A 14208-nucleotide genomic window follows, 5' to 3' on the forward strand; every position below is an offset into this window, starting at 1 on the left:
GTGCGATGCCAGACTGGTCTGGCTCGGTCGTGCCGCGGTGGATGATCGTCGGCGAATGGCGGGCGCATCCGGTGCGGATCGTGACCGCCATCATCGCCATCGCGATCGGTGTCGCGCTCGGCTTCGCGGTCCATCTGGTCAACGCCTCCGCGCTGGATCGCTTCGCGCGCGGCGTCGCCATCGTGAATGGCGGCGCGGACCTTCGGATCGAAGCGGCGGGCGGGCAGGGCTTCGGCGACGATCTCTATGCCCGCGTGGCTCGGGTGCCCGGCGTTGCCGCCGTCAGCCCGGTCGTGCATCTGCATGCCCGGCTCGGCACCCTGGCGATCGACCTGCTGGGCACCGACGTGCTGCGCACCGCCATGGTCACCCCCATGCTGGTGCCGACAGCCGGACGCGGCGACGATCCGACCACGCTGTTCGATCCGGCTTCGCTGTTCCTGTCCCGTGCCGCTTTGGCCGGTCATCGCGTGGGAGAAGAGGTGACGGTGGTGGTCGACGGCCGGGCGCGGAACTTCTGGATCGCGGGCAGCGTCCCCGGCGGCGGCGACCGCGCGCTGGGCATTATCGACATCGCCGCGGCGCAGGACCGCTTCGACCGGCTCGGCAAGATCGATCGGCTCGATCTCAGGCTGAGCGAGGGCGCCGATGCCGCGAAGGCCCGCGCGGCGGTCGCGGCCATGCTTCCGGGTGACGCCCTGCTGGCCGGCTCGACCGACGACGACAGCCGTACCGATGCGCTGTCGCGCGCCTATCGCGTCAACCTGGACATGCTGGCGCTGGTGGCCCTGCTGACCGGGGCCTTCCTCGTCTATTCGGCACAGGTGCTGTCGATCACGCGGCGGCGACCGCAATTCGCGCTGCTCCGCGTGATGGGCGCATCGCAGCGCCTGATCCTGGGCCAGCTTATCGTCGAGGGACTCATCCTCGGCCTGATCGGCGCGGCGATCGGTATCCTTGCCGGTCTCGGTCTCGCCACGGCGGTGCTGCGCCTGGTCGGCGGTGATCTCGGCAGCGGGTATTTCGGTGGCGCGGGGCGGCCGCCTCTGCTGTTCGATCCCTGGGCAGCGCTGGGCTTCGCCGGCCTCGGGCTCGCCGCCGCTCTGGTGGGCAGCCTGATCCCCGCCCGCCAGGCCGCCGGGATCGCGCCGTCCGTATCGCTCAGGAACCTCGGTGATGCGGTCGATCCCCGCCGGCGCCCGGCGATCGTCCCCGCGCTGTTGCTGGCGCTGGCCGGCCTCGGCTTCGCGCTGATGCCCGCCGTCCACGGCATGTCGCTGTTCGGCTACGGCGCCATCGGGCTCCTGCTTGCGGCGGGCATCGGCGCCATGCCCTGGCTGGCGCGCATCCTGCTCGCCCCGCTTGCCCGACACCGCTTTGCATCCCCCGTGGCGGATCTCGCGATCGGCCGATTGTGGGGGGCGCCGTCTCAGGCGGCCGTGGCGCTATCCGGCATCGTCGCCAGCGTCGGGCTGATGATTGCGATGGCGGTGATGGTCGCCAGCTTCCGCGGTTCGGTCGATGACTGGCTCGGCCAGATCCTTTCGGCCGATCTGTATCTGAGTGCAGACGGCGGCACGCCGTTCGATCGGGTGGCGCAGGCGCGGATGGCGCGCGTGCCGGGCATCGATCGCATCGACTTCGGCGCCCAACACGGAATTTCGTTGGCGCCGGCGCGTCCGCCGGTGCTGCTCTTCACCCGCGACGGCGACACCATGCCGCCCGCGATCGGCGCGGAGGTCGCGGCGCCTCCGGGCGCCGTCGCTGTCCGGATTTCGGAGCCCGCCGCACGACTCTACCACCTCGCGCCCGGATCGACCGTGGCGTTGCCGCTCGGACCACATCCGGTGCGCGCGGTGGTCACGGCCATTTACCGCGACTATGCGCGGCAATCGGGCGCGATCACCATCGATGGCCGGACCTACGACCGGCTGACGGGCGATACGGCGCGCGGCGAGGCCGCGATCACGCTGGCACCGCACGCCACTATGGCCGCGACCATAGCGGGCCTGCGCCATGCCCTGCCGCCGACCGTCTCCGATGTCGTGCAAATCGTGCCGACGCGGGCGCTGAAGGCCCGCGCGCTCGCCATTTTCGATCGCAGCTTCGCGATTACCTATGGATTGGAGCTGGTGGCGGTCGTCGTCGGACTGGCGGGGGTGGCGGCGACCACGTCGGCGCAGACGATCGCGAGGACGCGCGAGTTCGGCATGCTCCGCCATCTCGGCGTCACGCGCCGCCAGATCGTCGCGATGCTTGGCCTGGAGGGCGCGCTGCTGGGCTCCGTCGGCGGGATTGCGGGCATCGCGCTCGGCTGCGTCCTCGCCCAGATCCTCATCCACGTGATCAACCCGCAATCCTTCAACTGGACGATGGAGACCCGGCTGCCGATCGGTCTCCTCGTCGGTGTCGGCCTGGCGCTGGTCGCCGCGTCCGCCCTGACCGCGATGCTGGCGGGCCGCCGCGCGGTTTCGGAGGATGCGGTGCGCGCCGTGCGGGAGGATTGGTGATGCGCCGGATGCTTGCCAGTCTGGTGTCGATCCTGCTGCTCGCCGCCGCGCCGGCGGGGCCGCGCTTCGCCGCTGCGCCGGCCGGGCCGCGCTTTGCCGACGTGCGACCCGGCGTCGCGCTGGCCTTCCCGCGCGATCACGGCGCGCATCCGGGCTACCGAACCGAGTGGTGGTATGTGACCGGCTGGCTCGATGGACCGGGCGGCAGCCATCGCGGCTTTCAGATCACCTTCTTTCGCACGGCGACGGGCCTCGGCGCCGATAGCCGCAGCGCATTTGCGCCGCGCCAGATATTGTTCGCCCATGCCGCGCTCTCCGATCCGGCGGTAGGCCACCTCCTCGTCGGCGCGCGCATCGCCCGCGAAGGCCTCGGGCTTGCCCATGCGTCGTCCGCCGACACCGATATCGCGATCGACGACTGGACCATGCGGCGTCTGCCCGATGGCCGCTTCGCCGCGCATGTCGCGGGCGACGGCTTTGCGCTCAATGTCACCTTCCGCCCCGATCAGCCGGTGCTGGCGGAAGGCGACCGTGGCTATAGCCGCAAGGGGCCGGACCCACGATCGGCCAGCCGCTACTATAGCCTTCCGCATCTTGGCGTGACGGGCTCCGTGACGCGTGCCGGCAAGACCGAGCCCGTGACCGGCACCGCCTGGCTCGATCGCGAATGGTCATCGAGTTACCTGCCGGCCGATGGCATCGGTTGGGACTGGACCGGCCTCAACATGGACGATGGCGCCGCGCTGATGGCCTTCCGTATCCGCCGCGCCGATGGGACGTCGCTCTGGGCCGGTGGCACCTGGCGCGGGGCCGACGGCCGCGTGACGACGCTAGGCCCCGGAGACATCCTGTTCGTCGTCCGCCATCGGTGGCGCTCGATCAGGACGGGCGGGGTCTATCCGGTCGATCCGGTGCTCCGCATCCGCCTGCCCGGCGGCGTTCGCAGCTTCCCGCTCCAACCGCTGTTTCCCGACCAGGAACTCGACGGGCGCACGGCAGGAAGCCCGGTCTATTGGGAGGGCGCGGTGACCACCCCCGGCGGAAGAGGCTATCTCGAACTCACCGGATATGCCGGGCACCTCCACCTCTGACCCCCCGATGCCGTCCCCCAGGCATGTGCGACGGATGATCCCTTGGCGCCATCACCAGGCGGTGGCCGCCGGATCAAAGGCGACGGTCTTCAACATGTCGATGAATGCGCGCAGCCCAGCCGGAACATGCCGGTTGCCTGGATAATAGAGGCACAGGCCGGCGATCGCGGGCGACCAGTCCTCCAGCACGATCGCCAAGATGTTGCTATCCAACGCGGCACGGGCGACATGTTCGGGGACGAACGCGATGCCGAGCCCGTCGATCGCCGCCTCCACCATCAGGCCGCTGTGATCGAGCGTCAGCACCCCCGGCACGTCGATCGCGATCTCCTGGCCATGTCTGGCGAACTCCCAGCGATAGGGCTTGCCGCTCGGCAATCGCTGCCGGATGCAGCGATGTTGACGCAGGTCGTCGGGATGGCGGGGCGTCGAGCTTGCCGCGAGATAAGCAGGCGACGACACCGCGACAAAGCGCACGTCGCCGCCCAGGCGCACCGCAATCATGTCGTGCGGCACCGACTCCGCCAGCCGTATGCCCGCATCGAAGCCTTGCTCGACGATATCGATCAAGCGCCCTTCGCTGACCAGATCGAGCGCCATTTGCGGATAGCGCGCGAGAAACGCCGGAACGACCGTTCGCAGCAGCAAACGCGTAGCGGCCTCGTTGCCGTTGATGCGGAGCGTGCCGCTCGGCTGACCCCGGTCGTCGGACACGGCGTCGAGCGCCTCGTCGAGGTCGCGAAGAACCGGCATCAGCCGCTTCAACAGACGTTCGCCCGCTTCGGTCGGTGCGACGCTGCGCGTGGTGCGATGAAGCAGCCTTACGTCGAGGGTCCGCTCGAGCGCCCGCATCAGGTGACTGAGCGACGATCGCGACACGCCCAGCGCATCGGCAGCGCGCCGGAAGCTGCGATGCTCGGCGATACTGGCGAACGCGGTGAGATCGGCCAGGCTTGGCTTGGGCATTGGTGTGGATCTTTCACTAGGGCATGCCGATTAGCCTCACTACTCCGATCAATCGCGTCGGCCTATCTCCGTCTGCGGTTGCTCAGGAGTGATGCAGATGCAGAAGACATGGTTCATTACAGGTGCCTCGGCCGGCCTCGGCCGCGTGATGACGGAGAAGTTGCTGGCGCGGGGCGACCGGGTGATCGGCACGTTGCGCCGCGTCGGGGCGCTCGACGATCTCGTGGGCCGCTACGGCAATCGCCTGCAGACGATGACGCTCGACGTGACCGACACGGCAGCGGTGCGCACCGCGATCGGCGACGCTTTCAAGACGATGGGACGGATCGACATTATCGTCAGCAACGCCGGCTATGGCTTGTTCGGGGCAGCAGAGGAGGTCAGCGACGCCCAGATCGACCGACAGATCGCCACCAATCTCACCGGCTCGATCCAGGTGATCCGCGCAAGCCTGCCGTACCTCAGGGATCAGGGCGGCGGCCGCATCATGCAAGTCTCTTCGGAAGGCGGCCAGATCGCCTATCCCAATTTCAGCCTCTATCATGCGACCAAATGGGGTATCGAGGGGTTCGTCGAAGCGGTCGCCCAGGAAGTGGCACCGTTCGGCATCGACTTCATCCTGGTCGAGCCGGGCCCGACTGCCACGGGCTTTGCCGCAGCCAAAGACGATGCCGTACCGATGCAGGTCTATGACGACACGCCGGCAGGTGTAGTCCGGCGCGGCGTGGCCGATGGCAGCTTCGCGATCAAGGGCGATGCCGCGAAATGCGCCGATGCGATGATAGCCGCCGCCGATGCTGAGCGACCGGCGCTCCGGCTGGCCTTGGGCAGCACCGCTTATCGGTCGATCACGGCGGCGCTTGCGGATCGCCTCGAAAAGATCGAGCAGCAGCGCGAGGTGGCGCTGTCCGCCGATCGAAGCTGAGCGCCTGCTTTCGGACATCCGGACCCGGAAATGCCGGAAGTGAACGGACAGCGGTCGCGGTGAAGAAGATTTGGGCGGGGAGCCGGATCCCTGGAATATCCGTGTTCTCCGCCAAGGTCAGGGCGCCCTCGATAACGGCGCCCGAAGGCCGGGGCCGCGTCTAGGTCTTGCCGTGGCCAAGCCAAATCTGGATCGTCCGCGGGTCTCCGGTCACCTTATAGCTGATCGCAATTGTTCGGATGCGATCGACCATGCTTCTGGTATCGCGGGGCAGGCGTTTCTCTGTTAGGATACAAGCGGATATCGTGCTTCCAGCGATAATGAGCGATTGTAGAAGTCGCGTGACCGCGCGTATTTCGCATGCTGTTCTTGTAAAGCGCATCACCAGCTTGCCTTCGTCGCCACATCGGGGTGCAGGGAGGGAATCATGAGTGGTCTCGTGACTGCGGTTCGCGTCGCTATCGCCTATGACGGCGGCGCTGCTACCATCGCCTCTGCGACCCTGATCGAGGCGGCAGATCCACAGATCGGCCTGCCAGTGCTGGCGGGGACCGACGGCGTGACGCTGCGGTTGCGCGACCCGGACGGAATGGTCGTGTTCAGCCGGACGTTGCCCGATCCTGGCACCGCGCTCGAAATTGCCGGCGACGGCGGCGCGCTCCAGCGTCTCTCCGGCGGGCGGCAGCGCTTCGTCGTGGTGGAGCTTCCCTGGCCGGGCCCTGGATCCACGATCGAGGTTCGCCTGACGAGGCCGGGAATCGAACGTGAACGTCCATCTGCACTGATGCGGCTGGCGCCGGTGCGCCCCATGGGACTGGAAGGGGCGGCGCCGCCGCTCGTCGTGCATCCGATCTGGGGGGCGGACAATCCCCAGGCGCTGACCTTGCTGTTCCTGCCCGACGGCTTCGTGGTCGACGAGATGCCCGCCTTCCACGCGGTAGTCGAACAATGTGTGCGCCTGTTCGGCGTGACCGAGCCGTTCGCGGGCCAGACTGCCGCCCTTCGCGTCGCGCATGTCGATATCGTGTCGAACGAAAGCGGCATTTCGGGCACGCAAGGCCGCGACACCGCTTTTGGCGCGCACTTCCAGCCCGATATCGACCGGGTCATCCTGGTCGATCAGGCGCGCGCACTGAAGGCGCTGAACAGCTACGTGCCGCATGGCAGCGGCGTGGCGATGGTCGTCGCCAACACGCCCCGATATGGCGGATCGGGAGGCGGGGCGATGGTCTTTTCATGCGATGTCCGATCGAGCGAGATCGCCCTTCACGAGCTGGGCCACAGCGCCTTCGGTCTCGCAGACGAATATGCCGATGCCGGGCAGAGTGCCACCGACGATCCGGTCGAGCCCAATGTCTGCGGATTTGGCGACCGGGCGCGTTTGAAATGGGCCGATCTGGTGCCGGCGACAACGCCTCTGCCCTCATTGAACGCGGACGATCCCGTTCCTTCGCCGCCGCCACGTGGGATCGGCGCCTATGAAGGGGCGAAATATCACAGCCGGGGCCGTTTCCGGCCGGCGTTTGACTGCAAGATGCGGACGCTCGGCCAGCCCTTCTGCGCGGTCTGCGCGCGGACGATCATCGGCATATTGTCCCGCCATCTCTCGAGCGCCTGATCGGCGAGATCAACTGCGTCGGTTTCGGATATTGTTGAGATAACTCGGGCCAGGCGCCGGGATGATCTGCCGGAATAGTGGCTTGGCTCCATCCAGTATTCGCCCATTCGAACGGGAGCTCGATCCGTGGCAAAACCGGGGCTGAACATGACGGCGACAGAGGCACAGGCAGCGGTGGATTATCGGCGTCGCGCCCGGCGCAGCCCATCGGCGATCGGGCGAGGGCTGGAGGGGCTGGAACTGGAGGGGCCACCCGGATCGGACGGACGCCCCCCCGTGACGCATGTCGATGCTCTGCCGGATGGTGGCAAGCGCGTGGTCGAGGGTGCCGCGGCGAAGCTCGATCGACCCGAGGCGATGACCGGCAGCGAACGCATCGCGCTCGAGGCGATCATCATCCCCGATCATCGCCCCGCGATCGCCATCCGGCAGGGCAGCTACACCGTCACCCATTCATCTCATTTTTCGGCCGCGACACGGCGGTGCCCGTCGAGTTCCCGCCGCAGTTTGACGAGGACTTCCTGCACCTGGGGCGATCGATCGTGCCGGTGCCTTCTGCGGCAGGGCTGGATCGGCTGGACCTGACGCATATGCGGCTGTTCTTCGACGGTGCGCGCCGGATGCCGGTGCTGGCGATCAGCGAAAGCGATCGGTCCCAGCCCCAATTGTCCGCCCGGATCAATGGCCTGTTCCGCTGGCCGGACCTGCGCGGCCAGCCGGACGAGCGTCGCCTGGCCGCGCAAGGCGTGATGCTGGCGCGGCTGGTTCCCCAGCGCAAGCTTGCTTGGGGGCCGCAGATGGCGGCAGGCGCGCGCGCCGCCAATCTCCTCGCAGCCATGATTCCGCTAGGCGGATCGGATTCGGACTTCGTTCATCTGGGGGCATGGTCCGCGCTCGGCGCCTGGCTGCGGGTCAATCACAATCCGCAGGCGACCCGCGTCGTCTATCTTTCCGGCGCGGTCCCCGCCGACGGCCCACCGGATGACGCGACCCCGCCCAGGGCCTTGTGGAAGATTGCCGTCTCGGTCGATGCCAGCGGGAGGGTGGTCGCCGACGCGGGGCTGCTGCCAGGCGCCATGTTGCCGGATGGGCTGCCGGGGCGGACGAGTATCGCCGCGATCGCGAAGGCGAGCGGGCTGGACTTCTCGGGCTTGCAACAGGCCCTCCAGAATAGCGGCGCCACGACGCCCCAAGCCGCGACACCGGCGCAACTGGTCGCGCGCGTCTATATCGAAATCCGGAATGTCGACACCGGCACGACGCAATCCATCCGCGACGCCTTGTCCGCACAGGGGTTCATCACGCCGCGGATCGAGCCGGTCGATCCCTGCATCGCCCCTGCGCAGCTGCGCTATTATTACCCCCAGGATTTGTCGGCAGCCCAGCTGGCCGCCCGGACCAGCACTGCGGCGGTGCAGGCCGCGGGGCTCGGCGGTCGCGCTGGTCAGGACGCCGGATCCGGTTGTTCGCCACATCGCGTTGTGGGTGATCGTCGCGGTGTGCTGCGGACTGACGATTCTCCTGCGGTATCGCGCAACGGTGGATCCTCAGAGTGGACGGCCCCAATGGACGGCGATTCTGGTCTCGGTCGTCTCGTTCCTGCTCTGGCTGACCGCGCTCGGCGCACCGACCACGCCGATCAGCATGCCCGACGCCCTCAGTTTTGTCGGCCCGCTCCTCGCCCTGCTCTGGGGAACCATCGTGCCGTATTTCTATCGGGGATGAGATTTTGGCCGCTTGCGCTGGATGAACGAGCAGATCCGGCGGTTCGGGTGGAAGCGGCGCCTTCGTGGCGCGGGAAGCGGCTTGGCGGTGACGGTCGAGGCGACATCCGGCCAGCTGTGCGCCTTGCCGTCCGCCGGAGATCAGTAAAGCGGGTTTGTGGAAGCGGGTGGAGCAGTGGGCGCCTCCCGGCGTGACCGGCGGGGCCACGCCTTGCGGCGTCGGCAAGTCCTCCGCCCCGCCCACAGGCGGCGACGATCGCAGGCGCAAGAGGGTTGGGGAGGGAGAAGGGGCGTGAACGGACGGAGGGGACGCGGTCTCTGCCGCCCGCCGACCGGTGCCGGTACGAGCCATGCTGGCCGATCAGACCGTGACCACCAGCTTCGATGCGGAGACGCCTCGACGTTGGCGTTCCAAAGCAGCCGGGATCGCCTCCAGACCATCGCCGACAATCTCGGCTCGCGGTGCCGCCTGATAGCGCCCTTCGGCCAGTGCCGTGGGGAGGAACGCCTCGAAGACCATCGGGCCGACCTCGTTTCCCACAGGCGAGCCGCCCCAGACGAATTTCGTTCGGACGCCCTTGCGGCGAGCCCGTATCGCCAGCCGGACATTCCCGATGACCATCGATACGAGCACCGGCAGCAATGTACGCCACCGTCCTCGTCCGGCGGGCACGGCGTCGAAAGACGTCGGTGGCGTGACCATGGCGACGAACCGCTCGCCCTCGCTGGCGGCAACGATATCGATGCACGCCCGTGTCGAGCCCGACCCGATCGCGATCGCACCGCACGTCCGTCGACCCTGTAGCGCTTTGATGATCGAGGCGACCGCATTCGGATCATTGCGGTCGAAGACCAGGCGCGCGCCCAGTTTCCCGAGATAGTCATGGTTGCGCGGCGACGCCGTGGCGATCACGTCGTAGCCCGCCGCGACCGCGAGCTGGATCGCGTTGCAACCGACGCTCGTCGAGCCGCCCCAGACGAGCAAGGTTGCGCCGGTTGGCGCTGCACCGTCGGACGGTGGGCGCATGGCGAGAAAATCCTGCTGAAACAGCGCGGCCGACGCCGTCGCGATCGCCAGGGGGAGGACGCATGCGGCTTCGAACGAGAGCGCATCCGGTATCCGGCTGGTCACATGCTCCTGCAACACCACGCGGGTCTGGTAGGCGCCTTCCGCGGCGCGATGCCCTCTCTCGCTGCCGGCCGCGAAGCCGAGCACGCGGTCGCCGACCTCGAAGCGCGACACGCCGGTTCCGATCGCGACCACCTCGCCGGCGACGTCGCTGCCCACGATCGCCGGATAGCCTATCCAGGGTGTGATGATGTCGCCGACCGCCCGGATCGCGCGATCGAAGGGATTGACCGCGATCGCCCGGGTGTGGATCGCGATCTCGCCGGCGCCGGGCTCGACCATCGGGGCCGGCCCGATGGCGAACGGGCCGCGCTTCCTGGTAAGCCAGAGCGCTGAATGTTGCGACGTCACTGCTTTGAAACTCCCGACATGGATCAGCTGTCGACGGATTAGGCTGGCGGTTTCGGACGGACCATGCTGAACCGTGCGGATATTCATCGCGATCGTTCAGGAATGCCCATGGATCCCATGTCTGAAATTCTCGGTCTGCTGCAACCGAGCGGCTATGGCTTTCGTGGCCTGGACGCAGGCGGCCAGTGGGCCATCGCGTTCGCCCCGGCGGCGGGCCTGAAATGCCACGCTCTGCATAGCGGCGCCTGCTGGCTGAGGCTGGAGGGCATGCCCAGCCCGGTCAGGCTGGAGGCCGGAGATCTCGTCTTGCTCTCCGGGCAACACGGGTTCAGCCTGTTCACCGCCCCCGATGTCGATCCGATCGATGGCTATGACTTCTTCCTCGCCACGCCGCCCGGCGAGACGGCGCTGCTCGGCGGCGGCGGTGAGGTTTCGGGCGTCGGCGGCTTCTTCAAGTTCGAGAGCGTGCATGCCGCCATGATGCTGGAGGCGCTGCCGCCCCTCATCCACATCCGTGCAGGCGCGACCGAGGGCGAGTTGATCTGGCCGATCACCAGGCTGATGCGTGAATTGCGGTCCCCGCAGCCCGGCGGCACATTGGTGGCCCGGCACCTCGCCCAAACCCTGCTGATCGAGGCGTTCCGCCTCCATCTGGCCGATGGAGCGACGGCTGGCGTCGGCTGGCTCTACGCGCTCGGCGAACCCCGGATACGATCCGCGATGGCGGCCATACACGCCGATCCCGCCCGGCGGTGGAGACTTGAAGACCTCGCGGCCACGGCCGGCATGTCGAGAACGAGCTTCGCCGTCCGCTTCCGGGAGATACTGGGCGAGCCGGCGATGGAATATCTCACCCGTTGGCGCATGGTGCTTGCGGCCCAGCGCCTGCGCGAGGGGCGTCAGTCCATCGCAGTCGTGGCTCCGGCCGTGGGCTATGAATCCGAAAGCGCGTTCGGCGCCGCTTTCAAGCGTGTCATCGGGCTTTCGCCGAGGAGCTTTGCCAACGCCGCTGGCCAGCTCTGATGGCGGTTGGGTCCGCGCTGCCGCAAAGACCCGGTCGGTATGCGCGATGGCCTTTTCGGTGGATGTCGGCGGCCGTGCATGCCACCAGACGCCGATGGTCGATCGCCCTTCATCCGTTCGCGTGCTGATGGTTTGCCTCGGCAATATCTGCCGCTCCCCGCTCGCCGAAGCCGCTCTGAGGGCGGAAGCCGGCCGCTTGTCGGTCGACATCGCGGTGGAGTCCGCCGGCACCGGTGGATGGCATGTCGGCCATCCGCCCGATCGCCGCGCGCAGGCCACGGCGCGGCGGCACGGCATCGACATTTCCGGCTATCGCGGCCGCCAGGTGGAGGCGGCGGACTTCCGTCACTTCACACATATCTTCGCGCTCGATGCCGACAATCTGTCGGATTTGCGGCGCATCGCACCGCCGGATGCGCTGGCCGAGATCGGCTTGCTGCTCGATCAGGTCGAGGGATGGCAGGGACGCTCGGTCGCCGATCCTTATTATGGCGACCAGAGCGACTTCGAAACGACATGGACCGAGGTCGATGCCGCCGCACGGGCGTTCGTCCGCTGGTGGTCGGTTGACGCTTCGCCCAATTAATTCACGTCGAGACACGCCGACTGGCCCTATCGAGTGACCTGTTTCGCGAAAGCGGCCATGTCTGCCAATATGGTGGCTCGTCCGCGTAGCGGCTTGGCAATGGCTGTGACGAGCCCAACATGGCCGATGTCCGGGTAGCGATGTCGGTCGACCTGCACGCCGGCGGTTCGCAGCTTCGACGCCAGCGAGTCGCTGTTGGCGGGCCGCACCGTTTCGTCCTTGTCCCCTGTCGCAAGAAACGCAGGCGGATCGCCGGGGCGGACATGGTGGACCGGCTGCGTTTCGATCGGATCGCCAATGCCCCCAAAGGTCTGCTGAACAACCGGGCCGTCGAGGGGCAGGAAATCATAAGGCCCGGCAAGACCGATCAGTCCGCGTACCGCCTTGCGGTCTGTCCCGAGGAAGCGCGGGTCCAGCGCCAGCATGGCCGCATCATAAGCTCCGGCGGAGTGGCCCGCGAGGACCAGCCGGTCGGCATCGCCACCGAACTCCCGTGCATGGCCGCGTACCCAGCGCACGGCGGCGGCATTATCCTCCAGAAAGGCCGGATAGCGGACCTGCGGGACCAGCCGGTAGTCCGGGACGGCGACGACGAAGCCCCGCGAGGCCAGCGCGCGGCCGACGAAGGAATAGCCGCTCTTTGTCCCCGAGTTCCAAGATCCGCCATAGAAGAACACGATGATCGGGCGCGGGCTAGCGGATGCGGCCTTCGGCACATAGATGTCGAGGCGCTGGCGCGGGTCCGGCCCGAAGGCGGCGTCCTGCATCGCCAGCCGCGCACCGCCGTCCTTCGGCATGACCGCGTTGAACATCTTGAGCGGCGAGCAGGCCGAAGCCAGCAGCCCCAGCAGAGCGCCAGCGACGCGCGCGCTACCGAGCTTCACGGAGCATCCCGTTGGTCTTGTGCGTCAAAGCCTTGGATTCCCTTGCCAGCCGCAGACGCTGCTTTAGTCTGCCTTGGTCGAGCTACGACGCTCGTCTCGCTATGGATGCGCATGGGCTCGAGAAGTTCCGATCACGACGCCGCCAGCCTCGCCGCAACGCTCCGCCGCGTCGCGGATGGCGATCGCGTCGCGTTCGAAGATGTCTACCGGCGCACCTCCGTGAAGCTATTCGGCGTCTGCCTGCGTATCTTGCCCGTGAGACAGGAAGCGGAAGAGGCGTTGCAGGAGGCCTATCTCTCGGTGTGGCGCCGGGCGACCACGTTCGATGCGGCGAAGGGCAGCGCGATGACATGGCTCATCACGCTGACGCGCAATCGTGCGGTCGATCGTCTGCGCAGCGGCGGCAAAGTGGTTACGGCGCCGATCGAACTCGCCGATGACGTGCCCGATCCCACACCGGCCGCCTTGGCCCTGCTGGAGATGGGTGAGGACCAGCAGCGTTTGGCCTATTGCATGGGCACGCTGGACGGCGGCGACGCAGGCCTGATCCGCACCGCCTTCTTCGAAGGATCAACCTATGCCGAGCTCGCCAGCCGCTCCGCGACGCCGCTCGGCACGATCAAGAGCAGAATCCGACGCGCTTTGCTGAAGCTCAAGGACTGCCTGTCATGAGTGCGGCCCTGTCCGAGGAGGACGAGTTGCTCGCCGCCGAGCTCGCCTTCGGTTTGCTCGATCCGCCGGAGCGGCAGGCGGCAGAAGCCCGGCTTGGCTCGGACGGCGCGTTCGCCGACGCCCATGCCCGCTGGCAAGACTATATGGCGGCCATGTTCGATCATCCCGGCGAAGCGCCCAGCGCATCGGTGTGGAGCGCGATCGAAGCGCGCCTGCCGGCAAACGATCCCGCGCCGGCCTTGCCCGCGACGCTGCGCTGGTGGAAGGCCGGGACGCTGGTCGCCAGCGCCGCTGCCGTGGTGCTGGGCGTGGTCGCGATCCAGAAGCCACAGACGATCGTCGAGCGCGTGCCCGTCGTACAGCAGGCTTCGGCGCCGATGGTGGCGGTGCTGACCGGCAAGAAGGGCTTCGTGACGGTCAGCGTCGATCCTGCCAGCGGCCACATGACCTCCGCCGCGACCGGTCTCGACATCGGCGAGCATTCGCCCGAGCTGTGGGTGATCCCGGCCGATGGCAGGCCGCGCTCGATGGGCGTGATGAACGCCTCGGCACCCGGCTGGGCCAAGCTGCCGGCCGTGGCGTCGTCGGTGATGACGGCGGGGGTGACGATCGCCGTCTCGATCGAGCCGGTGGGCGGTTCGCCGACCGGCGAGCCGACCGGCCCCGTCATTCTCAGTGGTAAGCTCGCGACGACATGAGCGGCACCGGCACCACCCGATGCGCGCGGCG

The 14208-nt window shown here is 67.8% G+C and carries 13 protein-coding genes; 10 read left to right on the top strand and 3 right to left on the bottom strand.

Annotation, left to right across the window (positions count from 1 at the left end):
* Positions 1-5 precede the first annotated feature (5 nt).
* The gene (locus tag PBT88_RS06740) at positions 6-2510 is read left to right on the top strand and encodes an FtsX-like permease family protein (protein WP_270078443.1); all 2505 of its coding nucleotides are present in this window, start codon (positions 6-8) and stop codon (positions 2508-2510) included.
* Positions 2510-3601, top strand: a complete 1092-nt coding sequence (locus PBT88_RS06745) for a lipocalin-like domain-containing protein (RefSeq protein WP_270078444.1) — start codon at positions 2510-2512, stop codon at positions 3599-3601. Before PBT88_RS06740 ends, PBT88_RS06745 begins: the two co-directional genes overlap by 1 nt.
* A gap of 51 nt (positions 3602-3652) precedes the next feature.
* Here the strand turns inward: PBT88_RS06745 and PBT88_RS06750 are convergent, their stop codons facing one another.
* Positions 3653-4567 carry a LysR family transcriptional regulator gene (locus PBT88_RS06750; RefSeq protein ID WP_270078445.1) on the bottom strand — a complete coding sequence of 305 codons (915 nt, stop codon included), beginning with the start codon at positions 4565-4567 and terminating at the stop codon, positions 3653-3655.
* 97 nt (positions 4568-4664) lie between these two features.
* On the opposite strand from PBT88_RS06750, the gene PBT88_RS06755 reads away from it, so the two are divergent.
* From PBT88_RS06755 to PBT88_RS06770, 4 genes are all read left to right on the top strand, one after another.
* Positions 4665-5492 carry an SDR family oxidoreductase gene (locus tag PBT88_RS06755; RefSeq protein ID WP_270078446.1) on the top strand — a complete coding sequence of 276 codons (828 nt, stop codon included), beginning with the start codon at positions 4665-4667 and terminating at the stop codon, positions 5490-5492.
* Between the two features lie 427 nt (positions 5493-5919).
* Entirely contained in the window at positions 5920-7110 is a 1191-nt protein-coding gene (locus PBT88_RS06760; protein WP_270078447.1) for a M64 family metallopeptidase, read from the top strand.
* 147 nt (positions 7111-7257) lie between these two features.
* Positions 7258-7695: a hypothetical protein gene (locus tag PBT88_RS06765; protein WP_270078448.1), complete on the top strand. Its 438-nt coding sequence runs from the start codon at positions 7258-7260 to the stop codon at positions 7693-7695.
* Positions 7696-7730: 35 nt separating this feature from the next.
* A complete protein-coding gene (locus tag PBT88_RS06770; RefSeq protein WP_270078449.1) occupies positions 7731-9029 on the top strand; it encodes a DNA/RNA non-specific endonuclease in 1299 nt (432 codons plus the stop codon).
* A 166-nt stretch (positions 9030-9195) separates the two neighbouring features.
* Here the strand turns inward: PBT88_RS06770 and PBT88_RS06775 are convergent, their stop codons facing one another.
* Positions 9196-10245 (bottom strand): zinc-binding alcohol dehydrogenase family protein, encoded by a 1050-nt coding sequence (locus PBT88_RS06775; RefSeq protein WP_270078450.1) that lies wholly within the window; start codon positions 10243-10245, stop codon positions 9196-9198.
* Between the two features lie 186 nt (positions 10246-10431).
* Between PBT88_RS06775 and PBT88_RS06780 the strand changes: the two genes are divergently transcribed.
* Both PBT88_RS06780 and PBT88_RS06785 read left to right on the top strand, forming a co-directional pair.
* Entirely contained in the window at positions 10432-11337 is a 906-nt protein-coding gene (locus tag PBT88_RS06780; protein WP_270078451.1) for an AraC family transcriptional regulator, read from the top strand.
* Positions 11338-11464: 127 nt separating this feature from the next.
* On the top strand, positions 11465-11923 hold the full coding sequence (locus tag PBT88_RS06785) for a low molecular weight protein-tyrosine-phosphatase (RefSeq protein WP_270079199.1): 459 nt from the start codon (positions 11465-11467) through the stop codon (positions 11921-11923).
* Between the two features lie 26 nt (positions 11924-11949).
* Here the strand turns inward: PBT88_RS06785 and PBT88_RS06790 are convergent, their stop codons facing one another.
* The gene (locus PBT88_RS06790; RefSeq protein ID WP_270078452.1) at positions 11950-12807 is read right to left on the bottom strand and encodes an alpha/beta hydrolase; all 858 of its coding nucleotides are present in this window, start codon (positions 12805-12807) and stop codon (positions 11950-11952) included.
* Between the two features lie 111 nt (positions 12808-12918).
* On the opposite strand from PBT88_RS06790, the gene PBT88_RS06795 reads away from it, so the two are divergent.
* Together PBT88_RS06795 and PBT88_RS06800 are read left to right on the top strand one after the other, a co-directional pair.
* Positions 12919-13479 carry a sigma-70 family RNA polymerase sigma factor gene (locus PBT88_RS06795; protein ID WP_270078453.1) on the top strand — a complete coding sequence of 187 codons (561 nt, stop codon included), beginning with the start codon at positions 12919-12921 and terminating at the stop codon, positions 13477-13479.
* The gene (locus tag PBT88_RS06800) at positions 13476-14177 is read left to right on the top strand and encodes an anti-sigma factor (RefSeq protein ID WP_270078454.1); all 702 of its coding nucleotides are present in this window, start codon (positions 13476-13478) and stop codon (positions 14175-14177) included. The genes PBT88_RS06795 and PBT88_RS06800 overlap by 4 nt, the downstream gene beginning before the upstream one ends.
* The last annotated feature ends 31 nt before the right edge of the window (positions 14178-14208 follow it).

It is taken from the genome of Sphingomonas abietis (assembly GCF_027625475.1).
Classification (GTDB): Bacteria; Pseudomonadota; Alphaproteobacteria; order Sphingomonadales; family Sphingomonadaceae; genus Solisphingomonas; species Solisphingomonas abietis.